Origin of the sequence: Schaalia sp. 19OD2882, from assembly GCF_018986735.1 — a bacterium.
In the GTDB taxonomy this organism is placed as follows: Bacteria; Actinomycetota; Actinomycetes; order Actinomycetales; family Actinomycetaceae; genus Pauljensenia.
Window position 1 is genome coordinate 348,471 of record NZ_CP065521.1, and the last position, 26,058, is coordinate 374,528.

19 protein-coding genes are annotated in these 26,058 nt (G+C 66.8%); 14 read left to right on the top strand and 5 right to left on the bottom strand.

Annotation, left to right across the window (positions count from 1 at the left end):
• Nucleotides 1–85 precede the first annotated feature (85 nt).
• Together I6B53_RS01480 and I6B53_RS01485 are read right to left on the bottom strand one after the other, a co-directional pair.
• On the bottom strand, nt 86–1,402 hold the full coding sequence (locus I6B53_RS01480) for a hypothetical protein (protein WP_216764530.1): 1,317 nt from the start codon (nt 1,400–1,402) through the stop codon (nt 86–88).
• Nucleotides 1,399–2,739 carry a hypothetical protein gene (locus I6B53_RS01485; protein ID WP_216764531.1) on the bottom strand — a complete coding sequence of 447 codons (1,341 nt, stop codon included), beginning with the start codon at nt 2,737–2,739 and terminating at the stop codon, nt 1,399–1,401. The genes I6B53_RS01480 and I6B53_RS01485 overlap by 4 nt, the downstream gene beginning before the upstream one ends.
• A 135-nt stretch (nt 2,740–2,874) precedes the next feature.
• Between I6B53_RS01485 and eccCa the strand changes: the two genes are divergently transcribed.
• Both eccCa and I6B53_RS01495 read left to right on the top strand, forming a co-directional pair.
• Entirely contained in the window at nt 2,875–6,879 is a 4,005-nt protein-coding gene (gene eccCa / locus I6B53_RS01490) for a type VII secretion protein EccCa (protein ID WP_216764532.1), read from the top strand.
• A 155-nt stretch (nt 6,880–7,034) separates the two neighbouring features.
• Nucleotides 7,035–7,496 carry a hypothetical protein gene (locus I6B53_RS01495; RefSeq protein WP_216764533.1) on the top strand — a complete coding sequence of 154 codons (462 nt, stop codon included), beginning with the start codon at nt 7,035–7,037 and terminating at the stop codon, nt 7,494–7,496.
• Nucleotides 7,497–7,574: 78 nt separating this feature from the next.
• Here the strand turns inward: I6B53_RS01495 and I6B53_RS01500 are convergent, their stop codons facing one another.
• The 3 genes from I6B53_RS01500 to I6B53_RS01510 are packed head-to-tail and all read right to left on the bottom strand — an operon-like array spanning nt 7,575 to nt 10,666.
• The gene (locus I6B53_RS01500; protein ID WP_216764534.1) at nt 7,575–8,786 is read right to left on the bottom strand and encodes a S8/S53 family peptidase; all 1,212 of its coding nucleotides are present in this window, start codon (nt 8,784–8,786) and stop codon (nt 7,575–7,577) included.
• Nucleotides 8,783–10,192 (bottom strand): hypothetical protein, encoded by a 1,410-nt coding sequence (locus I6B53_RS11210; protein WP_216764535.1) that lies wholly within the window; start codon nt 10,190–10,192, stop codon nt 8,783–8,785. Before I6B53_RS11210 ends, I6B53_RS01500 begins: the two co-directional genes overlap by 4 nt.
• Nucleotides 10,193–10,249: 57 nt before the next feature.
• The gene (locus I6B53_RS01510) at nt 10,250–10,666 is read right to left on the bottom strand and encodes a hypothetical protein (RefSeq protein ID WP_216764536.1); all 417 of its coding nucleotides are present in this window, start codon (nt 10,664–10,666) and stop codon (nt 10,250–10,252) included.
• Between the two features lie 308 nt (nt 10,667–10,974).
• Here I6B53_RS01510 and I6B53_RS01515 point away from each other — a divergent pair, with 308 nt between their 5' ends.
• From I6B53_RS01515 to I6B53_RS01570, 12 genes are all read left to right on the top strand, one after another.
• Nucleotides 10,975–12,024 carry an FHA domain-containing protein gene (locus tag I6B53_RS01515; protein WP_216765273.1) on the top strand — a complete coding sequence of 350 codons (1,050 nt, stop codon included), beginning with the start codon at nt 10,975–10,977 and terminating at the stop codon, nt 12,022–12,024.
• Between the two features lie 286 nt (nt 12,025–12,310).
• Nucleotides 12,311–15,019: a pyruvate, phosphate dikinase gene (gene ppdK, locus I6B53_RS01520; RefSeq protein ID WP_216764537.1), complete on the top strand. Its 2,709-nt coding sequence runs from the start codon at nt 12,311–12,313 to the stop codon at nt 15,017–15,019.
• A 202-nt stretch (nt 15,020–15,221) separates the two neighbouring features.
• Nucleotides 15,222–15,638, top strand: coding sequence for a DUF4418 family protein (locus I6B53_RS01525; RefSeq protein ID WP_216764538.1), 417 nt, complete (start codon nt 15,222–15,224; stop codon nt 15,636–15,638).
• A gap of 39 nt (nt 15,639–15,677) precedes the next feature.
• A complete protein-coding gene (locus I6B53_RS01530) occupies nt 15,678–16,526 on the top strand; it encodes a DUF6273 domain-containing protein (protein WP_253953917.1) in 849 nt (282 codons plus the stop codon).
• Nucleotides 16,523–17,716, top strand: a complete 1,194-nt coding sequence (locus I6B53_RS01535) for an FtsX-like permease family protein (RefSeq protein WP_216764539.1) — start codon at nt 16,523–16,525, stop codon at nt 17,714–17,716. The genes I6B53_RS01530 and I6B53_RS01535 overlap by 4 nt, the downstream gene beginning before the upstream one ends.
• 33 nt (nt 17,717–17,749) lie before the next feature.
• Nucleotides 17,750–18,958 (top strand): ABC transporter permease, encoded by a 1,209-nt coding sequence (locus I6B53_RS01540; RefSeq protein WP_216764540.1) that lies wholly within the window; start codon nt 17,750–17,752, stop codon nt 18,956–18,958.
• Nucleotides 18,958–19,635, top strand: a complete 678-nt coding sequence (locus I6B53_RS01545; protein WP_253953918.1) for an ABC transporter ATP-binding protein — start codon at nt 18,958–18,960, stop codon at nt 19,633–19,635. The genes I6B53_RS01540 and I6B53_RS01545 overlap by 1 nt, the downstream gene beginning before the upstream one ends.
• Nucleotides 19,636–19,863: 228 nt before the next feature.
• A complete protein-coding gene (locus I6B53_RS01550; RefSeq protein ID WP_253953919.1) occupies nt 19,864–21,489 on the top strand; it encodes an FTR1 family protein in 1,626 nt (541 codons plus the stop codon).
• Nucleotides 21,486–22,112, top strand: coding sequence for an iron transporter (locus tag I6B53_RS01555; RefSeq protein WP_216764541.1), 627 nt, complete (start codon nt 21,486–21,488; stop codon nt 22,110–22,112). Before I6B53_RS01550 ends, I6B53_RS01555 begins: the two co-directional genes overlap by 4 nt.
• 110 nt (nt 22,113–22,222) lie before the next feature.
• Nucleotides 22,223–23,485 carry a DUF2318 domain-containing protein gene (locus tag I6B53_RS01560; RefSeq protein ID WP_216764542.1) on the top strand — a complete coding sequence of 421 codons (1,263 nt, stop codon included), beginning with the start codon at nt 22,223–22,225 and terminating at the stop codon, nt 23,483–23,485.
• 49 nt (nt 23,486–23,534) lie between these two features.
• Nucleotides 23,535–24,806 (top strand): ABC transporter permease, encoded by a 1,272-nt coding sequence (locus I6B53_RS01565; protein WP_216764543.1) that lies wholly within the window; start codon nt 23,535–23,537, stop codon nt 24,804–24,806.
• Nucleotides 24,807–24,810: 4 nt separating this feature from the next.
• Complete coding sequence (locus I6B53_RS01570) at nt 24,811–26,049, top strand: ABC transporter permease (RefSeq protein ID WP_216764544.1); 1,239 nt, start codon at nt 24,811–24,813, stop codon at nt 26,047–26,049.
• Nucleotides 26,050–26,058 lie beyond the last annotated feature (9 nt).

Consider the following 26,058-nt stretch of genomic DNA (forward strand, 5'->3'; position numbering starts at 1 on the left):
GATCGTGGACCGGGGAAGAGAGGGCGGAAGGGATTCATCCCTTCCGCCCTTCTCCTGTTCCAGAAAGGCCGTGGCCGTGCGCGCCTCAGGGGCGGTCTGTGACCGTGATCGTGCGTTCCCCCATGACCAGGACCGAGCCGACGGGGATCTTCACCCGACGACCCGCGACCAGGGTCATCTGCGCGCCCCCTGCGCCGCGGACGATGGTGCCGTGGGCGGACCCCGCATCCTCGACCCACACGGACCCGCGACCGCGTCCCACGCGCAGGTGGGTGGGTGAGACAGAACCGGTGGTGTCCGCCACGACGACCGCCCTTTCACCCGGCGACAGGGCTGCAGGCGTGTGGCCGATGACGAGGATCCCGTCCAAGGGTTCGCGCTGGCCCGAGTCGACGACGACCCACAGGAGTGCGGGCACCGGTTCCTGCTGGTACAGGTTCGGCACTGGCGGAGCGCTCGGGTAGGGCGCACGTGGCGTTCCGGGTGCGGCAGCCCGGTGCGCAGCGGCCGATGCCGGAGCGCTGCGGTCCAGCATCGGCAGGCCCGTCGGCGGCGCCGACTGGCCGGGGGAGGTCGCTGCGGGCGCGGATTGGGGCGGAGCGCTCGGGTAGGGCGCGCGTGGCTCTCCGGATGCGGCCGGTGTTGAACGAATCGCCGCCGGGTGCGCGGCGGCCGCAAGCGTGGGGCGATGCTGGGGCGCTTGGGCGGAAGGGCGGGTGTCAAGGGGGGCGGTGGGAGTGGACGGGGCTGAAGTGGACGATGCGGGGCGGACGGTTGCCGCAGGGGCTCCGGGTGACGGAACGGGCGCCGGTCGCCCATGGGGGGATCGTCCCTGCGGGGCGTCCCAGCTTGCGGCCCGGACCATGGCGGCGGGGCCCTGAGCCACCATCCTGGGATCGATGGGGCCCGAGGGGGCCACTTGCGATGCCGAGGTCGGCGCGACGACCGCCTTGGCCTTGAGGTCGACGGTGCGCGTCCCGCAGATCCGATCCATCCAGTCCTGGCCGTCCCGTCCGATGGCAGCCGAGACCAAGGGACCGATGACGGTCAGGTGAAGCAGGGCCGACAGCGTGGTTCGCCACAGCTGGCGCTTGAGACCGGGGGCGTGTGTCGTCCCTGCGGCCACTGCCGCGGTCCGCGTGACCAGGGCTCCGGGAGTTCGTCCCGTCGTTGCCCTGGCCAAGGTGAGGACCATTGCCACTTCGAGCACCGTCAAGGTGGCCAGGACGATCGACGGACGCAGGAACCACACCAACGCGACGCATGCGCCGACGATGAGGGTGTCGACCAACAGTGTGGTGACGAGGGCTCCGGAGGATGCTCCCCGGAGTTGGAGCTGCGAGGACGCCGGAGCGGGGGAGGCGCCGGGCAGCCCAGGAGCGGAGATCGTCATGGATGTCATGAGGCCACCTGCCAGACACGGGTGAAGGCACCGGATGCGTAGATCGCGCACGGAAGGGCCAGGAGCAGTGAGAACGACTGCACGATGTCCCCGAGCCGTCGGACCAATGCGGTCGGTCCGTCCGGACCGGCCAACGCGTTGGCCAACGCAAATGCCGTCCCCGACAGGACCAGGATGGCGGCCACCACGCCAGTGCCCAGGGTGGACGTCATCCCGTGGCAGGTCAGTGCCACCACAACGATGGCCACGGCCGTCGCGCGTGGGGCGATCCGCCCCAGGGGACTGCGCAGACTGCGGGGGACCAGGGCCAGGGCGGCCGCGGAACTCAGGTACAGGGCCAGGGCGCACCGCCCCTGCCATGTCGTCGGATCGACCAGGGCGGCGGCATCCACCGCTGCGGCCAGGGCCAGGACGCACAGGGCGATGACCAACAGGTTCGCGCGCCCGTGCGCCTCGTCAAGGGAGCGGCGGATCCTGGCGGGGGTGATCTTGGCCGGTGCGGAGACCTTCGGTGCGCGCACGGTCGGGGCGCTGGTCGTCACCAGGGGCAGGTCGAGCAACTGGGTGTCGGGAATGCGGAAGGACAACGAGGGCACAATGGTCAGGCCGAGGGCGCACAGGCCCAATGTGACGGCCCACACGGCTTGCGAAGAGGCGCCGGTCAGTGCAGTGCCCGTGCCGACGACGGCGACCAGCGCCCACAGGCCCACGCAGGTCACCGTGGTGGCTGTGCGATGGAACACCCACAGTGCGACCGCTGCCAGCAGGCCGCCCCATGCGCAGCAGAGCAGGACCAGTTGGCCACTGAGCTCCCAGCCCACCGGCAGGACCACGGTCGGGATGGTTCCCAGCGCGGCCGTGCCCACCAGCACCCCTGCTGCGGAGTCCCGTACGACTTGCCGGGTGAGGGCCCCTACGGACAGTACGAGGGTCAGGGCGGCCCCCACCCCGCGCACGGGCCAGGAGAGCGGCAACCAGGCGAACAGTGGGGCCAACAGGGTGGTGATGACCAGCACGGCGACGAGGACGGAAAGTGTGAGAGTGGCCACCGTGGGTCGAACCCATGGACTGACGACCCTGCCGGCCGCCCGGGTGAGGGCTTCACTGTTCGCCCGACCGCCGGACAAGGCCAGGAGGACGCCGGAGGGCAGGTCCACCCCGATGGTGCTGGAGGGGTCCACCGGCGTCCCGTCCACCCGGGTCACGCGGACCAGGCCCCCGGAGGTGTCGACCTTGAGGATCGAGAGCAGTCCAGCCACGGTCGTTCCCTGTGGGACGGACAGGTCTTGACGCAAGGGACCGTCGAGCAGGGTCGCGGATGCGAGTTGCGCGACCATGCAAGCCTCCCTGGGAACGTTTTGTCGAAGGAACCTTCGGGATCCTCATTCGTGGACTCGACGATAGTATGGGACGGCATTGCCGATGTCACTGTCGGAGGATGCTTGCGACCTCTCGAATCGGAAGATCAAGGCATGGCTGACCTGAGGAAACGTGAGACCACCGTGTCCCCACCGGAGATGCCGCACGGCCGGATCGACCTGCAGGGGCCGCCCGACCAGCCCGAAGCCCAGGGTGCCGGCAACATCCTGGCAACGGCGTTGCCGATGATGGGCTCGATGGGCGTCATGGTCTTCATGGCCATGTCCCAGAGCTCGAATCCTCGCATGCTGCTCATGGCCGGCGCCATGGTCTTCGCGATGCTCTCGTTGGTCGCCTTCAACATCCACCGCCAGATCGGCGGCCATCGGCGGAAGGTTGACACCCTGCGGCGCGAGTACCTGGCCTACTTGGCCGAGACCCGCACCACTGTGCGCACCGTCGCGAAGAAGCAGAGGAGCTTCGTCAACTGGTACCTGCCCGCCCCGGACGCCCTCGTCCTTGTCGCGGAGGAGGCCTCCCGCATGTGGGAGCGCGAGGGCATCGGCCCCGACACACTCAACGTGCGCCTCGGATCCTCGACCCAGAACCTGGCCATGGAACTGGGGGAGCCGGAGATTCCGCCACTCGCCCAGCCCGACATCGTCTGCCACTCCGCCATGTCCCGATTCCTGGAGACCCACTCCACTGTCGACGACCTCGCCTTCGGCGTCTTCATCGGCGAGTTCTCCGTCGTGGAACTCGCCGGCCCACTGGAGATGGCCCAGTCGCAGGGACGGGCCATGCTCATGCACCTGGCGACCTTCGTGCCCCCGACCGCCTTGAAGATCGCGGTCCTGTGCTCCGAGGAGCGCCGCAAGGAATGGGAGTGGGTCAAGTGGCTGCCCCACGCCCGGTCCACGGAGACCACCGATGCCCTCGGGCCGGCCCGCATGGTCACCTCAGACCCGCTGGAGCTGTCAGAACTGCTCGGCGAAGAGTTCATCTCGCGCCCCAACTTCCGACCGCGCGACGAGGCGACCACATGGCCGCACCTGCTTCTCGTGGTCGACGGGGTCGACATCCCGACCTCGTCCCCATTCGGACGCGTGGGCGGGATCAGCGGCGTCACTGCCCTCAAGACGATGACCGCCTGGGGTCCGATGACCTCCCGGAACATGCTTCGCCTGCTCCTGCACCCCGACGCCCAGGCCGGCCCCGGGCAGATGGAACTGCTGCTGGTCGACCAGAAGCCGATCCTCGCCGTGCCGGACCGGATGGGTGTGGCCCAGGCCGAGGCCGTCGCCCGTCGCCTGACCTCCTGGTCGCAGAAGGAACGCGTCGAGGCCGAAGCTCCCGTCGGGCGCTCGGACCCGAAACGCTCCCAGGACCTCACCGAACTGCTGGGCTGTGGCGACATCCGCGACTTCGACCCCGACGTGCAGTGGAAGCGCCGTGAGGGCCGTGACCGCCTGAACATCCCCTTCGCCGTCACCCCCGAGGGCGTCCCCGTCAACCTGGACATCAAGGAATCCGCCCAGCAGGGCATGGGCCCCCACGGCCTGCTCATCGGCGCCACCGGTTCGGGCAAGTCGGAGGTTCTGCGCACGGTCGTCCTGGCGATGGCCCTCACGCACTCGCCCGAACAGTTGAACTTCGTCCTGGTCGACTTCAAAGGCGGCGCGACCTTCGCCGGAATGTCGGACCTGCCGCACGTCTCGGCGATGATCTCGAACCTGGAGTCCGAACTGACCCTGGTCGACCGCATGCAGGACGCCCTGCGCGGCGAAATGGTCCGCCGCCAAGAGGTCCTGCGCGCCGCCGGGAACTACGCGAATGTCACCGATTACGAGGCCGACCGCATCGCCGGCAAGCACGACGGGGCTCCCATGCCCGCGCTGTTCATCATCCTGGACGAATTCTCCGAGCTGCTCACCGCCAAACCCGAGTTCGTCGACCTGTTCGTGGCCATCGGCCGACTGGGCCGTTCGCTGTCCATCCACCTGCTGCTGTCCTCGCAGCGCTTGGAATCCGGGCGCCTCAAGGGCCTGGACTCGCACCTGTCGTACCGCATCGGTCTGAGGACCTTCTCCGCGAGCGAGTCCCGTGACGTACTGGGTGTCCCCGACGCCTACGACCTGCCGCCCTTCCCAGGCGTGGGTTATCTCAAGCCCGGCACCGAGCAGATGATCCGCTTCCGCGCCAGCTATGTGGCGGCCCCACCGCCGCCACGCAAGAACGAGGTCGCCGTGCGCCAGGCCGCCGCCAAGGCGGCGGTCAAGGTCCTTCCCTTCACCACTGCCCCGGTCCTGCAGCTTGAGGCACCCGTGGCGTCGACCGGTTCCGTCCCGGAGATCGCCGTCCTCAAGCCCGGCGACGAACGCTGGGAAGGCATGACCGAGATGGACATCGCCGTGGAGCGCATGAAAGGCAAGGGCGTGCCCGCCCACCAGGTGTGGCTGCCCCCATTGGACGTGCCGGACACGATGGACTCCCTCATGCCCGACCTGGTCGCAGACCCGCGAATCGGCCTGGTCTCGCCCTCGTGGAGGGCGAAGGGGACCCTGCGCATTCCGCTGGGCATCATCGACTTGCCGCTGGAGCAGAAGCGCGAGGTCCTGGAATTCGACTTCTCCGGGGCCAATGGTCACTTCGCGGTGGTCGGCGGTCCGTTGACCGGCAAGTCGACCGTCCTGCGCTCGATCGTCATGGCGCTGAGCTTGGTCCACACCCCCTCGGAGGTCCAGTTCTACATCCTGGACCTGGGTGGCGGCACCTTCAGCCCCTTCACGGAGGGCGCGCACGTCGCGGGTGTGTCCACACGTGACACCCTGGACACGACGAACCGCATGATGGCCGAGATCGAAGGCATCGTGGCCGACCGCGAGAAGTACTTCCGCGCCAATCGCATCGACTCGATGGACACCTACCGCCAGGGCCGAGCCCAAGGGCGCTTCGACGACGGCTACGGCGACGTCTTCCTCGTCGTCGACGGCTGGGCGTCGATGAAGACCGACATCGACGGACTGGACATGCGCATCCAGGCCCTCATGGCAAAGGCGCTCACCTTCGGCGTGCACCTCCTGGTGGCGACCTCCCGCTGGAGCGACCTGCGTCTGCAGGTCCAGGACTCCTTCGGCTCGCGTCTGGAGCTGCGTCTGGGTGACACGACGGACACCCGCATCGACCGCAAGGTCGCGGCCTCGGTGCCCAATGGGCGGCCTGGCCGCGGCCTCGAGGCCGGCGCGCACCACGTGCTGGTCGCCCTGCCCAGGGTGGACGGCGACCACGACCCGGCCTCCTTGGGGCCGGGCGTCATGGCCGCATTGGAGACGATCGCGAAGTCGGCTCCAGCGCCAGGTCCGAAGCTGCGCATGCTGCCCGACCGGATCACCTCGGCGGAGGTCATGAACGGCGCCGACAGCGGCAAGGCGCTGGTTCTGGGTGTGGAGGAGTCCCGCATGGGGCCCTTCCTGCTGCACCCGCGCCAGGAGAGCCACATGTACCTCTACGGCGATCCGAAGTCCGGAAAGACGACCTTCCTGCGCTCCATCGCCCAGGAGATCGTCCGCACCCACGGGCCCAAGGAGGCCCAGATCTGCTTCGTCGACCCGCGTCGTTCGCTGTTGGGTCAGGTCCCGAAGGAGTACCAGGTCGCCTACATGACGACCAAGGAGGAGACCGAACGCCAGATCAAGGGCCTGGTCGAATACCTGAGGACGCGTCTGCCGGGCGACTCGGTGACGAACGAGCAGCTGCGCGACCGCTCCTGGTGGACCGGGGCGGAGGTCTGGGTCCTGGTGGACGACTACGACCTGGTTGCCACCGGCGGCAACAACCCGTTGGCCCCCTTGGGGGCCCTCTTGCCCCAGGCCCAGGATGTCGGCCTGCACGTCATCGTGTCGCGACGCATGGGCGGTGCCGGTCGCGGTTTCGACCCCATCATCCAGGGCATGAACGACCTGGGGGGCACGGGCATCCTTCTGTCCGGCCGCCCGGAGGAGGGCCCGATCATCGGCCGCGTGAAGGCGCGCAAATCGGTTCCAGGGCGCGCCCAAGTGGTGTCGCGCGATGCGGGTCTGTTCAACGCCCAGATGGTGTGGTCCGACCCGGTCGAGTGACTCGGACGGGGCCGGAGTCCTGCCCGGTGGCCGGTGCCGCTGTGGATCGTTAGGATTTGTGCAGTTCTTGTCGTACATCCGGCAACCCATGGAGGACCGGAGGGGATGGAGGTACGCCGGTGCGTGTGAAGAGGTTGTTCGCAGCGGCGACGTCCGTGACCCTGCTGAGTCTGTCGATCTCGGTACTGGGGGGCTGCGGGATGCTTCCCGCGCCCTTGCCGCCGCCGCTCGGGCCGGGTGCTGACGGTGGGGAGTCTTCGACCACGAGGACGTCCTCGCAGGGCGGTGGTGACTCCGTTGTCAAGTGGATGGTCGGACGCCCGATGTACATCGCCTCGGGCTCGGTCAAGGCTTACCAGAAGTCCTTCACCTTGAATCAGGACGGGACCGTCACGGCGGATCCCGAAGTCCTGCCCTTCATCGGGAGGGCCACCCACTGGCGGGGCACCGCGGAGATCCTGGACTTCTGCACGGACAAGACCTGCAAGACCTACGCGGAGTGGCGCGTGAGTGCGGACAACCGCAACATTGCCGTCATCTTGACCCTGGAGACCTCCGGTCAGCAGAGTGGGGACACCATCCTGGAGCTCTCGCCGCACAAGAGTCCCTTCGGCTGACACAGCGAATCCCAGCAAGACGGATGGCGGTCCGTTGTGGAGGGGCGTGCTGTCCGGGTCCTGCGATGACCGGGTGGGTCAGTCCTGGTATCCGAGCTTCCCGTCCACGGGGGCACCTGCCGGTCGCTTCGTGTGGAAGGCGGGGGAGGTGCCCATCGCGACACGGTCCGAGTAGGTGTCCGCGATGAGTGAGTCCCCGCCGCGGTAGACGTAGTCCTTTCCCAGCGCCGCCCAGTGAGGCGACACCAGTCCCGCGTCATAGACCGCGCGCGACTGCGCATTCGGAGCGACATCGGGATCGCGATCGAGGAAGGGATTCTCATCCGGGTACTTCGACGGGTCGTCATCCAGCATGCCGCGGATGTTCACCAGTCCCCAGCCGAAGTGCTCGTCCCAACCCGAAGGGTCCTTCGCCGCTGTCTTGATGAGGGACTGCATGAGCTGGTTGCCAGTTGCCTGCGGGTGGGCCTGCTTGGCCAAGGCGAGTGCGCCGACGACATAGGGAGCCGCGTAGGAGGTCCCTCTGCAGCCCTCCTTGACCACCGTCATGGCTCCGTTGGCATCGTAGGACCGGCACCGCAGATCCTCGCCGGGGGCGGTCACTGTCACCGACTTGCCGAAGCTGGAAAAATCGGAGAACTCTCGGGTGATGGGACTCATGGAGGTGACCACCACGATGCCGTTCCTGGACGCGATGTCGATTGCCGGGATTCGGCTGGCATCGTTTCCTGCGCCGATGACCACGATGACCCCGTGCCGGATCGCGTAGTCGAACAGGTGCTCGTAGGTGACATCCCAACCGCCGTAGGACATGTTGATGATGTCCGCGCCGTCATCGACTGCCCTGGCCACGACATTCGTGAGTGCCTCCGCCGTCAAATCCTCGGGGTCGCACGTGGGTTCGGTGTCACCTCTTCTGGGGTCCCTGTAGACGACGACCTTCGCTTTGGGGGCCAGTCCCCATCCGGGGGCCTTGAGGATGGACGTCACCATGGTTCCGTGCTCGACGGACGCCGGGGCGGATGTGAAGGGACAGCCGGGTGCCTTGACCTCGATCTGGCCGTCGCGCAGCTCCGGCACTGTGGTGTCGACACCGGACTCCAGAACGGCAATGGTCACTCCCGTGCCGTCGACCCCACGGTCGCGCAGCTCCTGGATGCGCAGGGCGTCGTATGCGGGCTGCTCCAACACGGAGTCGTCGGCCGAGGCGGTAGGGGTCAGCGCCACCAGCCCACAGGCCAAGGCGGCGCCGGTCGCCGCGAAACGACCGAGCACCCGGGAGATCCTCACCAGCGGCCGTCCTCGGACTGGGTGTCCACGATCGAGATCGAGCTGACATCACCGGCGCCGAAAGCGCTCTGGTCGACGGCGACCATTTCCTCGTCCTCGACACGCACGACCTGGTAGCCGATCAAGGAACGACGGTCCTTCTTGCAAGCAGCACCGCGGACTCCGCCACCGATGGGCGCGCCCATGACGCCGGAGGTGCCGGCGCCAATGTGGGCCGCGCCTGCAGCGGAACCCATGCCCAGGCCCGCTGTGCCGATCGTGCCGCCCAGCGGGGCGAGGCCACCCAGGCCCGCTGCGCCGATCGAGCCGCCCAGCGGGGCGAGGCCGCCCAGGGCCGCGCGACCCACGCCGGCTGCCAAGGCGCCGACACCCAGACCGGCCGCCCCGGCCAGGACGGCGCCGCCGGCATTGGGGCCGGGTATGCCGCCCACGGTGAACCCCTTGCGCCATGCCGGGTGATCCGGCTGGTCGATCTTCGGGGGGACGTACCCGTCACGTGTCGGCCCGTCGGGACCGATGGGGTGAGCCGGCCTTGACAGGTCCACGATGCCGTCCCGGTGGATTGTGGGATGGTGCCTGAGCCACTCCGTGGTCGCGTCGGTATGGCCCTTGTGCTGTTCCAGCCACTGCGCGCGCCACTTGCCCCAGTTCCCATTGTCCTCATGGCCGGGCCTGCCGTCGTGGTTCCGGTCCCACGTGTCGGGTCGACCGTCACCGTCCAGGTCCCATTGGGCGGGGTGTCTGGGCAGTGAGACGAGGTTGTGCGGGCTGGATGACGTGGGGGCGGTGCCGCCACCGCCACCTCCTCCGCCGCCGGCTCCTGAGCCACCACCACCGGGGGCCTGCGACCTCGAATGGCTTCCTGGAATTCTGTTCTCAGTGCCCGAGTCATTGACGGCATTGACATCGAATGTGACGCCGTTCAATCGGGTGGCCATCGTCTTCAGGATCCTGGTCGCAATGACCTCCCGCTGGGTGTTGCGTTCGTTCTCCAGGTAGCGCATGTAGACGCTCACGGGCACCGTGAGGCCCCCCCACGACATCGACGTCACGTCGCTGACGGTCATCAGATTCTGTTCCCAAGGAGACAGGAGGTCGCCGGACAGACCCTTGCACTCGGCGGCAGCACTCTTCATGATCGAGCGTGCTTGGACGTGGTGCTCATGGATGAGTCGCGTCTGGGAGAGGCGCTTCCCGATGCTGTCGATCTCCTTGTTGAGCCACGTGATGTAGGCGCCAGCGGTGTCACCTTCGAAGGGACGGCTGGTGCCCAGATCCCGGATGATCCCCCTCACCTCTTCGAGAAGCTTGACGGCCTTTTCCAGTTGGGCAGTGTCGTCGGAGTCACTGGTGAAGTCCAGTCCCGCGACCTTCACCAGTCGGTCGTAGTTGGGTGAAGCGACCATTGTGGGCCCTCCGGGTCTCGTGTTTTCAGATGGGTGTGGGTGAAGCGTTGGTACGGGTCAGCGGGGTCCGGGGACTTTGGGTCCTGAGCTGGGGTGGTCGCGAGGCGGTTTGGGCCTCTGGTCAGGGGATTCAGCCGCTCCCATCCCGTCATTGATCATCTGGGCCGACTCTTCACCCGTCATGTCGGCCTCCTGCAGGTTCTGCAGGATCTTACCCAAAGTGACCTGCAGGGACTGGAGTTGACGGGTCAGGGCGGTGGTCTCCTGGAACAGGGCCATGGCGCTCTTGGCGTAACGATCCCTGCATGCCACGGCGGCAGGTTCTTCGCCCCACCGTTGTCCGAACGATGGACTCTGAGAAGCTGCGATGAAGTCGTAGTTCAAGGCAGCCGATGTGGTGTGTGGGACCGCGATCTCGGCGATGATCCGTTGAGCCTCCCTCACACGCTCTTCGTAGATCTCGGTGCTGCTCACGGGAACTCCTCGATGTGGCCGAACTCGAACGGTCTCAATTGTAAGACGGTCGCATGTCGTGCGCGCAAGGGGAAGGCAAAGGGAATGAGACTCGGGCGTGCGTGAACGGGGTACCACGTGCCAGACTTCGACAGGGCGACCCGGTGGAAGGGGACCCGCAGACGAACGCGACCGAGTTGGTGAACCTGGCCGAGTCCCCACCGAGTCGACTTTGGGGCCGATCCCTCCATTCGTACGCACCCCGTCACCGTCGCGACCCGCATCCCGACAGTCACGACCCGTCGACCCGGAACTGAAGGTGGTCAGTGATGTTGCAGACCGGTTCCTACTCTGCCCGCGGGCACGGAGCCATGATGGTCAGTGGCCCCACCGGCCTCGCACTGGTCCCGGAGCACTTGGCGCCGGGGGCCTACCAGGCCGTCATCGGGCAGGCGGACATCGGGACTTGGTTGCGTCAGGTCGCCAGTGCTCCGGTGGACCTGGCCTTCCTGGACACGGCCAATCCGAGGTGGTACCTGACCACCCGTGGCGCGGCCACCGCATCGATCTGCATGGGTGGGGCGCCCGTGTCCCTGAGCGGCCAGTTGTGGGGCGAGGCCATCCAGCCGGACTCCGTCGACGGCATCGTCCTGAGCGTTCCGGGGGTGGTCGAGGGCGAGTGGCGGCACATTGCCTTCGGCAGTGCGCCGGCTGCGCAGATCTGCATCGGAACCCTTCCTGCGCAGGTTTCGGCTCCGGCCGGTCCCTTCGAGGCTCCGGTTCCGCAGCCTCCGGCAGCCGGCTCCTTCGGCACGGTCGAAACCCCGCTTTCGCCCCGGCCTTGGGGTGCTCCGTGGACGCATGATGCTGCCTCGGTCGGCATGTCTGCCCTCGCACCGGTGCACGCAGGGACGCCTCGGCGACCGGAGGCCTTCGAAGCAGCGATCGCCCGAAGCGCCTTCCGGCAGATGGAAGCCGAGGCGGAATCGGAAGCGGGCGTCGCCGTCCGGAGCCGTTCCACCGATGTCCCGATGCCCCGGGCCGGCTTCCTCATGCACGCGGGCTCGGCGCCGGTCGAGCTCGACCGTGACGTCGTCATCGGCCGTGACCCGAACCCTCATGCCCTCACTGGCCGCGCCCGGGCGACCCCGCTGAGGGTTCCGAGCCCGATGACGGCGATCTCGCGCTCGCACTGCGCTGTCATCTCCATTGCTCCTTCCGCGTGGGCCGTCATGGACCTGGGGTCGACGAATGGGACGCTGCTGTGTCGAGTCAATGGCGCGGAGGAAGATGTCGTCCCCATGAGCACCGTGCCGCTGACCGATGGTGACCTCATCGATGTGGGCGAAGGTGTGACGATCGAGTTCCGGGTGCGCTGAGCGCTCCTCCTCAAGGCTGTTGGTGGCCCGCCGAAACTCGATGTGAACGCCTCGACGGACGAATCTCACGGATTGACGGACGAATCTCGCGGGAGTCGATGCGCCCCGTCCTCGTCCCCCCTTGACGTCCGCTTTGCAAGCGCCAGAAGTCCCCAAAACTTGAAACCGTGCCCGCTCGCGCCGCCCACACGCCGCAAATGGTGACCTAGGTCCCTGCCTTGCTAGACTCCCGAAGGGACGGTCCAAGGACGGGCCGCATGCCGACACAGGGAAGAAGAGGGCTGCAATGGTCAAGTACGTGTACGACTTCTCCGAGGGTGACAAGTCCATGAAGGACTTGCTCGGAGGCAAGGGTGCCAATCTGGCGGAGATGACCAAGCTGGGCCTGCCGGTTCCCCCGGGATTCACCATCTCCACCGAGGCCTGCCGCGCGTACTTGCGAGAAGGAGCCGTCCCCGAGTCCCTGGAGACCGAGGTCACCACCGCCCTGCGCCGCGTCGAGGACCAGATGGGCCGCCAGCTCGGCGACGCCTCCGACCCGCTGCTGGTCTCCGTGCGCTCAGGCGCCAAGTTCTCCATGCCCGGCATGATGGAGACCGTCCTCAACATCGGCCTCAACGACGTCTCCGTCAACGGGCTTGCCACCGTCTCCGGCAGTGAGCGCTTCGCGTGGGACTCCTACCGCCGCCTCATCCAGATGTTCGGCAAGACCGTCCTGGACATCGACGGCGACCTCTTCCTCAACGCCATCGACGACCTCAAGGCAGCGCGCGGAGTCACCGCCGACACCGAGTTGACCGCCGAGGACATGCGCGAACTGGTCGACATCTTCAAGGGCATCGTCAAGGACGCCACCGGAAAGGACTTCCCGCAGGACGCCCGCGAGCAGATGGACCTGGCCACCGAGGCCGTCTTCCGTTCGTGGAACACCGAGCGCGCCCGCATCTACCGTCGCCGCGAGCGCATCCCCCACGACCTGGGCACCGCAGTCAACGTGTGCACCATGGTCTTCGGCAACATGGGCGAGGACTCAGGCACCGGCGTGTGTTTCACCCGCGACCCCTCCACCGGCCACTCCGGCGTCTACGGCGACTACCTGACCAACGCCCAGGGCGAGGACGTCGTCGCCGGTATCCGCAACACCCTGCCCCTGTCGGCCCTGGGTGAGCAGAACAAGGCCGTCTACGACGAGCTTCGTGCCATCATGCGCAAGCTGGAAACCCACTACCGCGACCTGTGCGACATCGAGTTCACCGTCGAGCGCGGCAAGCTGTGGATGCTGCAGACCCGCGTGGGCAAGCGCACCGCAGCCGCCGCTTTCAGGGTGGCCATCCAGCTGGTCGACGAGAAGCTCATCACCCGCGACGAGGCCCTGTCCCGCGTCACCGGCGACCAGCTGACCCAGCTCATGTTCCCGCAATTCGACGCCTCCGCCGAGAAGGAACTCGTCGCCAAGGGCATGGCCGCCTCGCCCGGCGCCGCCGTGGGCAAGATCGTCTTCGACAACGCCCAGGCCGAGGCCGCCGCTGCCGCCGGCGTGAAGTGCGTCCTCGTGCGCCGCGAGACCAACCCCGACGACCTGCCCGGCATGGTCGTCGCCGAGGGTGTGCTCACCGCGCGCGGCGGCAAGACCTCGCATGCCGCCGTGGTCGCCCGCGGCATGGGCAAGACCTGCGTGTGCGGCGCAGAGGCGCTCAACATTGACGCCGAGGCCGGCACGGTGACCATTGGCGAGCGTGTCCTCACCGCCGCCGACACCATCGCCATCGATGGCCAGACCGGCGAGATCTTCATCGGCGAGGTCGCCGTCACCGACTCGCCCGTGACCACCTACCTGTCACACGGCCTGGAGGCGGGTCTGGCCGCCGCCGGCGAGAACGAGGGCACGCAGGAACTCATCCGGGCCGTCGACCAGCTGCTCTCCCACGCCGACAAGGTCCGCCGCCTGCGTGTGCGCGCCAACGCCGACACCCCCGAGGACTCCCGCCGCGCCATCGAGTTCGGCGCCGAAGGCATCGGCCTGTGCCGCACGGAACACATGTTCCTGGGTGCCCGCCGCCCGATCGTCGAGCGTCTCATCCTCTCGGAGGAGGGCTCACCCGAGCGCGCCGCCGCATTCGTCGAGCTGGAGACCCTGCAGAAGCAGGACTTCCTGGAGATGCTCGAGGTCATGGACGGCAAGGCCATGACTGTGCGCCTCATCGACCCGCCGCTGCACGAGTTCCTGCCCTCCCTTTCCGAGCTGGAGGTCAGGATCGCCGTGGCCAGGGCCACCGGCAAGGCCGTGGATCCGGCTGACGAGGAGATGCTGGTGACGGTGCGTCGCATGCACGAGCAGAACCCCATGCTGGGCCTGCGTGGCGTGCGTCTGGGAATCTACTTGCCGGGCCTGTTCGCCCTGCAGATGCGCGCCCTGTGCGAGGCCGCCGCCGACCTGGTCGCCCAGGGCAAGGCGCCCCACCCGGAGATCATGGTTCCGCTGGTCGGTTCCATCCGCGAGCTGCAACTGATCCGCGAGGAGGGCGAGGCCATCATTGCCGCAGTGGCCGCCGACAAGGGCGTGGATCTGTCGGGTGTGACCATCGGTGCGATGATCGAACTGCCGCGCGCTGCGATGACTGCGGAGGACCTGGCAACCGAGGCCGACTTCTTCAGCTTCGGCACCAACGACCTGACCCAGACCGTCTGGGGCTTCTCGCGTGACGACGTCGAGAGCGTGTTCTTCCCGCGCTACATCGAGTCCGGCATCTTCGGTGTGAGCCCCTTCGAGTCCATCGACGTCCACGGCGTGGGTACTGTCGTGGCCGAGGGCGTGCGTCGTGCCCGTTCCACCAAGCCCGACATCAAGCTGGGCGTGTGCGGTGAGCACGGTGGTGACCCGCTGTCCATCCACTTCTTCCACGAGGTGGGGCTGGACTACGTGTCCTGTTCGCCCTTCCGCGTGCCGGTGGCCCGCTTGGAGGCGGGCCGTGCCGCAGTGGGTCTGTCGGAATGAGTGATGTGGGGTGACACCCGCATGACCGCGCTGCCTTCGGGCGTGGCGGCGACAGCGTGAGGGGCCGCCCTCGTCGACCGGATCGGTTGGCGAGGGCGGCCCTTTCACCATTTCCGCCGATTGACAATTAGGTAAGAAGTGTGTTGACTATCTCAGGCGGTGCTCCACCACAGCATGACAATCGGATGACAAGGAAGGTCTCGTGTCCACGAAGAAGTTGGCCGTTGCGCTCACCCCCGCAGTTCTCGCTCTCCTGCTCTCCCTCGGTGCGGCCACCGTCTTCTCCGCATGCGACCGCCGCGAGGACGGCACGTGGATGCACTGTCACCAGTGCCAGAACTCCGTCGTGGGTGCAGGCCTGGCCCTGGCCGTCGTTTTCGGGGCCTCCACCGCGCTCAAACACAGGATCGTGCGACTGGCCCTCCAGGCACTCGCCCTTGTGCTCACCGTCGTCGTCTTCTTCATTCCGGGAACCCTGTGCCCCATGTGCATGATGAAGACCATGCGCTGCTACACGGTCTTCCAGCCCTTCACGCGCGTCATGTCGGGTCTGATCGCCCTGACCGGTGTCGGCGCCGCCGTGATCGCCTGGAAGGATCGCCAGTGCGTCGCCGCCTGAGGCGGCGACCCTGCCTGCTCGGACACTGAGAACACACCCATGACCATGCGCGCGAAGGTTGCACTCGCCGCCACGGGACTGCTCGTGGCGATCCTCGCCTTCCTTGCGTTGCGCGCCCACCTGGATGAGCGCGCCTACCGGGAGGGGCTCAGGCTCGAGCAGACGGGGGAGCGTGAGAGCGCGCTGCGAATCTTCACCGAGCTCGGTGACCACGCGGACAGCGCGCAACGAGCCCGATCCCTCGTCGCCGCCGATCCGGCGCTTCCCTTCAAGGGGGCGACCAAGGGAGAGATCGTCGACTTCGGCTCCTTCGAACAGGACGGCGACACCACCAATGGCGTCGAGCCCATCCGGTGGATCGTCCTGGACAGGATCGAAGGCCGCCTGCTGCTTCTCAGCCTGGACTGCCTGGATGCGCGTGCCCACCACCGCACACCCTTCGAACCCGTGACCTGGGAAACGAGCGACGTGCGCGCCTGGATGAACACGGAATTCCTGCGCAGCGCCTTCACCGAGGCCGAACGTGGCCTGATTCCTCTGGTCGAGGTCGACAATGCGAACCAGTCGAAGACGGGAACCGCCGGTGGGCACACGACCATGGACCACGTCTTCGCCTTGAGTGAGACGGAGGCGTCGATCTACATCGCCAATGCCGTCGAACAAGACCTCATCGGCGCGGCGGCCGCGTCCTTCGCCGTCCGAAGCACCCTTCCCGGGGACCAGGACGGGCACGTCGACTGGTGGCTGCGTTCTCCGGGCACCTACGACTTCGCCTTCCAGTACGTCGACCGCCAGGGGCAGCCTCTCGTCTCGGGCGGCAACGCCGACCTCGTCCACGGGATCCGCCCCGCCCTGTGGCTCGACACCACCGCGGGTGCCGCGAAATGACCCCACGCCCCCTCCGCCTGGCCGTGGTGCCCCTGAGGAACATCCGTGCCCACCTCCTGCGCTCGATGGTCCTCATGCTCCTGGTCCTGGCCCAGTCCGCGTGCGCGCTGGCAGGAATCGTCTTCATCGCGAACCTGCGCGCAGATCTCGACCTGGCACGCGACCGACTGGGAGCCGACGTCCTGGTCTACCCTTCGGCAGGATTCCTGCAATTGGACAAGGCCTGCGTCAACATGCTCGGCACCCCGATTCCCTTCCACAGGGAACGTTCGGGCTTGGCGCTGCTGGACACCAATGGCGACATCGAGCGCGTCGACCACCAGATCTACCTCACCGACGACACCGGTGACGGCCAATCCGTGTCGATCGTCGGCTTCGACCCGTCCACGGACTTCACCGTCGCTCCGTGGCTCGACAAGGGGCCCGAGCACGTGGTGCCTGACGGGAGTGTCGCCGTTGGTGCGGACGCGGTGGGCACCGATGCGCGCACCGTCATCCTGTTCGGCAAGGAATGGCCGATCGATTCGCGTCTGCACCGCACCGGGACCGAACTCGACCGGGCGGTCTTCGTGCCGATCAGCACCCTGGAGAGCGTCATCGCGCATGCGCGGGCCGCCGGCGTGACCTCCGTCGCCGACGTGGACCCCCGCCGCGACTACTCGGTGGCTCTGCTGCGTCTGCACGACCAGGGCGACGCCGAGTCGGTCACGAACTGGATCAACCTGTACATCCGGCGGGTCAACGCCGTCCACTCCGACACCGCTGTGGTGGGCACCTCCTCCTCGATCGCCAAGCATTCGGGGATCATCAGTGCGGTCGCCTCGGCGACATGGGTGATCCTGCTGGGCGCAGTGGGCCTCGCCCAGTCCCTCATGCTCAACGAACGCCGCCGTGAGATGAGCGTGTGGCGTCACGTCGGAGCTTCGAACGGCCTGGTCCGACGAGTCATGGTCAGGGAAGCGCTCATCGTCGACGTGGTCGGTGCCCTCGCGGGGGTGGCGCTCGCCAGTGTGGTCCTCCTCGTCGTCCCCGGCCTCGTCCCGCGACCGGAACTGTTGTCCCCGATGCGTCTGGTGGCGGCATCGGCCGGCGCACTGGCGCTGACCGTCCTGGTCGGCTGGCTGAGTGCACATGTGTGCACGACGAGGACACTCAAGGCCACCCGCGAGTCGATGCAGTTGACGGCGTAGGCCGTCGGTGTGGATGTCGGAAAGGACAAGACGATGCTCACGATGAGACAGCTCCCGGGACGCAATCTGCGCGCCTACCCGGCGCGCACCGGCGTCCTTGTCGTCTTTGCGCTCCTCATGGCAACAGTGGTCTTCGGCGGGGCGACACTGGTCGAAGGGATTCGCCAAGGTCTTGCCACGGTCGAAGCGCGGCTCGGCGCCGACATCCTCGTGACACCCGGTGACGCCGACAACCAGTTCTCGGCGCAGACCTTCCTGCTCGAGGCCGAACCGGGGTACTTCTACATGGGCGCCGACACCCTTGGCAAGGTCGGCGCAGTCGAAGGGGTCGAGGCCGCATCACCTCAACTCTTCCTGTCCTCGGCGCGGGCGAGTTGCTGCTCGGGGCGTTACCAGGTCTTCGCCTTCGACCCGGCCACGGACTTCGTGGTCCAACCCTGGATCGCCGAGACCACGGGAAGACCCGACATCGGCGACCAGGACGTGGTGGTGGGAGCCAATGTCACGGTTCCCGAGGACGGGCGCTTCGAGATCTACGGCATCAGGCTCCAGGCCGTCGGCCAGTTCGAGGCCACGGGCTCGACGCTCGACAATGCGGTCTACGCGAACTTCTCCACCGGTCGCACGCTGATCGAGGCCTCGGTGCGCAAGGGACTGAACAAGTACCACGACGTCGATCCGCGCGGGGTCATCTCGGCGGTGATGGTCGATGTCGCCCCGGACGCGGACATCGAGGTCGTGGCCGAGAGGATTCGCCAGCATGTCACGGGCGTCAGTGTCGCCACCGCGAAGAACATGGTCACGGGAATCTCCGACACGATCGGGCGGACCTCGCACACGATCTGGGTGTTCATGGTCGTCATCTGGGCGATCGGGGCGGCAATGACCGTGCTGGTCTTCACCGCGATGATCCACGAGAGACGTAGGGAGTTCGCCGCACTCAAGGGGATGGGAGCCACGCGAACGCAGTTGGCGCGGATGGTCGTCACGGAGGCGCTCATGGTGGACGGCGCCGGCGCCCTCGTGGGGATCGCCATGACTGCGGTGGTGCTCGGTGCCTTCCAGACGCTGGTGGGGCAGACCCTCGGGATCGGATTCCTCCTGCCGTCACCGCCGATGTGGGTGGCACTTGCTCTTGGGGCGCTCGGCTCGGTCCTTGCTGCGGCCGCCCTGGCGTCGTGGCTCTCGCTCAGGAGGATCGACAGGTGGGATGCGGGCACGGTCCTCAAGGAGGGGGAGTGATGACGATGATGGATGTGCGCGGGGTGCGCAAGGATTTTCGACGAGGGCGTTCCAGCGAACTCTTCACCGCAGTGGACACCGTGGATCTCCGGCTCACAGGCGGGGAGCTGACCCTCATCCGCGGCAGATCCGGTTCCGGCAAGAGCACCTTGGCCCTCATGCTCGGCGGAATGCTGCAGCCGACTTCGGGCACTGTGAGCGTGGAGGGCGAGGACCTGTACGCCTTGGACGACGCGGCCCGTTCGAGGTTGCGCAATGAGCGGATCGCCATGCTCCCGCAGGGAAATGTGGCTCTGCGCAGTCTCACCGTGTTGGAGAACGTGCTGCTTCCCTCGGTCATCCACGCCGCCGAGGCCGGTGAGGCCGTCACCTCCAGGGCGCGGGAGCTCATCGAGGCGCTCGGATTGTCGGCATTGGCGGATTCTTTCCCCAATGAGCTCTCCGGCGGAGAGCTGCGTCGCATGGGGTTGGCCAGGGCGCTCGTGATGGGTCCGGATGTCGTCATTGCCGATGAGCCGACGGCCGGCCTCGACCAGGCCAATGCCGTCGCCGCGCTGACCTTGTTGCGCGAGTGTGCCGACGCCGGTGCCGCCGTGTGCGTGGTCGCGCACGAGGACGACGCCCTGTCCTTCGCAGACTTGGTGCTGACGATGGACGGCGGGGTCCTGGGGCGCTGAGTCGCGGGTGGCGCCGGGTGTCCATGAGGGACCAGGGCGCTGTCTCGCATGTGGTGGCGGCTCACCCGAAGGGAATTAGGCAAACCTCAGGGTCTTTATTTACACCTCATCGAGATGACCCTAGACTGATCGGGCACATCAGGGTGCTTGATGCCGTGGAAGCGTCCGCCGGAACAACGGCGGACGGAGACGACTAGTGACCTCAAGGAGGGTCTGCAGGTGATGGGAATGGTGTCCACGAGGCCGCGATGGGGATCCGTGTGGATCCTGACCGCCGTGGCCACGGTCCTCCTGCTTCTGCTGCCGGCCTCCCCCGCGAAGGCCGACCACGGCACGTGGACGGACGTCGCCGAGGAGATGGCGCAGATCCTCGACGATGCTCATGCGACCTACCTCAAGGGTGACGTCCAGGGTGGCAAGGACGGGGTGAACACCGCCTACTACCGCCGTTACGAGACCCTGGGCTTTGAAAAGCAGGTCATGGCGCGCATTTCGGGTGAGCGGGTCTCCGCCGTGGAGATGGAGTTCTCCCTGGTCAAGAAGGCCATGAGCGACCATGACGACGCCGCCGTCGCCCAACACCTCGAGATCCTCAAGAAGCAGCTCATCGAGGACGCCGCCCTTCTGGACGGCGTGTCCGCGACCGGTTCTGCCGACGACTACAGCCCGGGCGCCTGGGGACAGGTCGCCAAGGAGATGGCGCAGATCCTCGACGATGCTCATGCGACCTACCTCAAGGGTGACGTCCAGGGTGGCAAGGACGGGGTGAACACCGCCTACTACCGCCGTTACGAGACCCTGGGCTTTGAAAAGCAGGTCATGGCGCGCGTCTCGGGTGAGCGGGTCTCCGCCGTGGAGATGGAGTTCTCCCTGGTCAAGAAGGCCATGAGCGACCATGACGACGCCGCGGTCGAGGCGCACCTGCAGACTCTGAAGAACTTCCTGCGCGAGGACGCGAACGCCCTCGACGGCTACACCGGCTCCGCATCGCGCACCGCCAACCCCTGGCTGTCCGGCTTCCTGCCGTCCCTGCTGGTCATCCTGCGAGAGGGGATGGAAGCCATCCTCGTCGTCGCGGCGATCCTGGCCTACCTGACCAAAGCGGGCCACCGGAACAAGGCCAGGGTCGTGTGGCTGGGAGTCGGCCTCGCCCTCGTCTTCTCCGTCATCCTTGCCATCCTCTTCTCCTCCTTCGCCGGCCTGGCGGGCGCCAACCAGGAGATCCTCGAAGGAGTCGCCGCCCTCTTCGCAGTCGCCATGCTCATCTGGGTGTCGAATTGGATGGTCTCCAAGTCGAGCAACGAAGCCTGGGACCGCTACATCAAGGACAAGACGGACGCCTCCCTCACACGTGGCTCACTGCTGGGACTTGCCGCCATCGCCTTCCTCGCCGTGCTGCGCGAGGGCGCCGAGACGATCCTCTTCTACGTCCCGATCGTCTCCCAGGCCGATGAGGCGATCGGACACGTGTGGATCGGTGTCGCCGTTGGAGCCGTCGCCCTCGTCATCGTCTTCCTGCTCATCCGTTTCGCTGCGCTGCGCATTCCACTGCGCCCCTTCTTCGCGGTGACCTCACTTCTTCTGGCACTGATGGCCGTGACCTTCACCGGATCGGGCATCAAGGAACTCCAGGAAGCCGACGTCCTTCCACTGACCTACGTGGACGGCTTCCCGACCATCGACCTCTTGGGGATCTACCCCCGAGTGGAGAACCTGTGCGGACAGGCACTGGTTCTCGCCACCATCGTCGGTCTGTACTTCTGGGGGAAATGGCGTCAACGCCACGCCTCGGCCCTGCAAGCGCACTCCGATGCCCAAACCCACGAACACACAGACATGGAGAACGACTCGTGAAGCAATCGCTGACAAGCATCGGTGCGGCCGCGGCCGCTCTTGCCCTGGTGGCCGGCCTTTCCGCCTGCTCCTCCGGAACTGCGGGAACGGAACCGCAGAGCACTCCTCAGTCCTCCTCCTCCGCTGCGGCCGCGCCCGGCGAGGACGCAGGTTTCGACGAGTTCCCGCTGGGTGACGACGTGTTCTCGGGCCCGTTGAAGATCTCGGGTGTCTACTTCCAGCCCGTCGACATGGAGCCGCAGATCCAGACCCCGGCAAAGGACGCCTCGATGCACATCGAAGCCGACATCTCCGCAGTGCAGGGCAATGATCTCGGCTACGGCGTCGGTGACTTCATCCCCGGTCTGAAGGTCGACTACAAGGTCCTCGGCAAGGATGGAAAGGCAGTCCTGGAAGGCACCTTCATGCCGATGAACGCCTCGGACGGCCCGCACTACGGCCTGAACCTTCCCAAGCTCGATGCGGGAACCTACACGGTGCAGTTCATCGTCCACTCGCCGGAGGAAAACGGTTGGCTGCTCCACACCGACGAGACCACCGGCGTCAAGGGCCGCTTCTGGACCGAGCCGATCGTGGCCGAGTTCAAGGACTGGAAGTGGGATCCCACTGCCGTCGAGTGGTGACGCGATGAGGCCGTGGGCCGGAGGGTCTCCTTCGGCCCACGGCTCATGCATGAGCCACAATTGACGCGACACGAGCCGCCGCTCGGCGGACAACAGGACGGGAACGAACGATGATCGAGCAGATGGGGCAGATCGCCCTCGTGGTGCTTCTCACCGCACTCGCGGCAGGGACGGTGATCCCTCTGATCCCCGTACGCGGCAAGGGCCGTGGCGCCACGGCGGTGCGCAGGTGGGTCATCGGCGGCGGGATCTGTCTGGGGGTCGTGGCCTCACTGGCCCTGACCGTGGTCAACACGGTCCTGCCCAAGGCGGTCAACCGCCAGGTCGTGGCCCTGTGGACCCTGCCCGTCGCCATCGTCCTGGTCATCGCGTTCATCGCCTTGACCCTGCTGCGTCGCCGTGCCGAAGCCGACAGCGTCGCCCTGGACACGGCGACCCAAGTCGTCGGTGGCGCCTACCTGGCCGCCATCGTCTTCAGGGCTGCGCCCACCGCAATGGCACCCGCCGTCCTGTTGACCTCCGGGACCAACGAACTCCTGTCCACCCAGGCCCTGCTCACCTTCGTCGGATACGGACTGGGTTGGGGGGTCGCGGTGCTGCTCGGCTTTTTCGCCTGGCGCTTGACGACCCAGGCGCGAACCATGTGGCCAATGGTCGTGGTCACCGCTGTACTGGCCCTGACCCACGTCCTGCTCATCGTGCGCATCCTCCAGGCCAAGCGGATCATCACGATGTCGAACTCGGCATTCACCGCACTGTCGTGGACCATCAACCACGAGGCGATCTTCCCCGTCTGCGCCATGGGCGCACTCGGCGTGGTGGCCTTCCTGCTGTGGAGGAGCGGTCGCACCGAGCCCGTCGAGGGCGAGAACCCCGCCCAGAGGCGACTGAGGCGAGCCCAGGCCAGGATGCGCAAGTTCATCGCCGGCACCGCCGTGGGCGGCTACCTGTGCGGGGCGCTGCTCGTCACCGTCGGAGTCGCCATTGCCTCCGCAGAGGTCGAATTGTCCGCGCCCGAGCCCTTCACAGTGGTCGACGGCAAAGCCGTCGTCGATGTCAAGGACATTTCCGACGGGCACCTGCACCGTTTCGCCCACACGACCTCCTCGGGTGTCGAAGTCCGGTTCATCGTCATCCAGAAGGCGGGCTCATCCTTCGGAGTCGGGCTGGACGCCTGCGAGATCTGTGGCGCCAGCGGGTACTACGAGAAGGACGGAAAGATCATCTGCAAACTCTGCGAGGTCGCGATGAACATCGCCACCATCGGTTTCAAAGGCGGTTGCAATCCGATCCCCATCGAGTACGAAGTGTCGAACGGGACCTTGACAGTACCGTTGTCGGTCCTGGAAGCGAATGCGAGCATCTTCGCATGAGCCCGGCCCGCACGGCTTCGCCCTCGCACCTGCGGGAGGGGAGCGTCCCATGTTCCTGAGAATGCTCATGCGGGCGCTCACGCGCCGAGGCAACCGTCATCTGCTCATCGCCGTGACCATCGCCTTGGGCACGGCGGTTGCGACCTCGATGCTCTCCGTCATGTTCGACGTCGGCGACAAGGTCAACCAGGAACTCAAGTCCTACGGCGCGAACATCGTCGTACGCCCCCAAGGGGCGGCCGTCCTCCAGGACCTCTACGGCGCCGAGAGCCCGACCCAGGCGCATCTGCGCGAGGACGAACTGGGCCGGATCAAGGAGATCTTCTGGACCTACAACATCTTGGACTTCGCTCCTCTGCTCCCCGTCCAGGTCACCGATGCCACAGGTCAGTCCTTGACCCTCACAGGAACATGGTTCGACCACCACATGTCCTTGGCCACGGAAGAAAAGGTCCACACCGGGCTGGACAAGTTGCGTGCGTGGTGGGGCGTGACCGGCGAATGGGTGAAGGAGGCCGACCCACACGGGGCCATGGTGGGCCACGCCTACGCCAAGGCCCATTCCCTGTCCATCGGCGACACCCTGACCGTCGAACGTGAGGGCCGCAAGGTCGAATTGACCGTGCGGGGGATATTCGATGCAGGGGACGAGGCCGATTCGGGCGTCTACACCCATCTGGACCTCGCCCAAGAACTCCTCGCAGCTCCAGGAGCCGTCGCCTCGGTCGAAGTGTCCGCCCTGACCACTCCCGACAACGACTTGGCGCGCAAGGCCGCGAAGAACCCCGATTCCCTGTCCGTGTCCGAAAGGGAAACCTGGTACTGCACCGCATACGTCTCGTCGATCGCCTACCAGATCGAAGAGGTGATGACCGACTCGATGGCCAGACCCGTGCGGCAGGTCGCCGAATCCGAGGGCACCATCTTGGAGAAGACACAACTCCTCATGGTCCTCGTCACCGTCCTCGCCCTGGTGGCCTCCGCCCTTGCCATCGCCAACCTGGTGACCGCCAACGTCATGGAACGCTCCGCCGAAATCGGCCTGATGAAGGCGATCGGCGCGAAGAACAGGTCGATCATCGCCCTCTTCCTCGCCGAAATCACGCTGGTCGCACTCGTGGGCGGAGTCCTCGGCTACGCCGCAGGAATCGCCTTGGCGCAGGTGATCGGACACATCGTCTTCTCCTCATTCGTCTCCATCACGCCGGTGGTCGCCGCAGCGGCCCTGGTCCTGGTCCTGCTGGTGGTCCTTGGAGCCTCGATCCCGGCGATCCGTCACCTGCTGCGACTCAACGCCGCCGAAGTCCTCCACGGAAGGTGAAGTCATGACCCGTCGCATGATGTTCTGGCGGATGGTCCTGTCTTCGATCGTCCGCAGGCGCTCGCGCGTCCTCATCGCCGTCCTCGCCGTGGCGATCGGCGCCACCACGCTGTCCGGTCTGGCCACGATCGCCACCGAAGTGCCCGCACAACTCGCCCGTGAAGTCCGCGCCTACGGGGCGAACATGGTGGTCTCTCCCGAATCGGGCTCACAGGCCCTGGACCCGGAACTTCTTGACCAGGTGTCCAAGATCGTGCCCGCCTCCGCCCTGGTCGGCTCCGCGGCCTTCGACTACGAGGTCGTCCTCGTCAACGACCAACCCTTCGTCGCCGCCGGGGTCGAACTCGACGCCGTGCGCCAGATGAACCCCTACTGGTACGTCGATGGCCAATGGCCCACCCAGCCCGGACAGATCCTCGTCGGCGAGGAAGTCGCCGACACCGTCGGAGCCTCGGTCGGGAAGACCATCACACTCACCCTCGTCAACGACTCCGCCTCGCCCGCCCAATCCGCACCCCAGAGCGGAGCCACCAACTCCTCCTCCCCGGCCTCACCCCAGAGCGGCACGGCCGCGGGCCCCTTGGCCCAGATCGCCTCCTCCCAACCGCACAAGGACTTCACCGTGGTCGGAATCCTCAAGACCGGCGGCAACGAGGACTCCTACATGTACGCGAGCGGCCAGGACATCTCCGGGCTCACGGGCAGGGGAATCCGCCCCTCCGTCGCCGAGTACTCGATCGCGGTGGAAGCCGACATCCTCGACGGGATCGTCGCAGACATCAACGCGCAGGTCGACGCAGTCAATGCACAGCCCGTCAAACGTCTTGCCCAGTCCGACTCCGGTGTCATCTCCATGTTGCGCTCGCTCCTGGCGATCATCGCTGGCATCGTCCTGGTCCTGACCCTGATCGGCGTGTCGACGACAATGGTGGCGATCGTCGCCGAACGACGCAATGAAATCGGCCTGCGCAAAGCCCTGGGCGCAACCTCGCGTTCCATCACGGCGGAGTTCATCGGTGAAGGAGCCCTCCTCGGACTCGTCGGCGGAGTGGTCGGTGTCGCCCTCGGATACACCTTGGCGGCATCCATCAGCCTCAACGTGTTCCACAGGAGCATTTCCCTGCCGCCACTCATCGGCGTCGTCACACTCCTGGCCTCGGTGGGTGTCGCCGTCCTGGCCTGTCTGCCCCCGGTGCGCCGCGCCGCAGCCGTCGACCCCGCCCTCGTCCTGCGCGGAGAATGAGAGAAGACC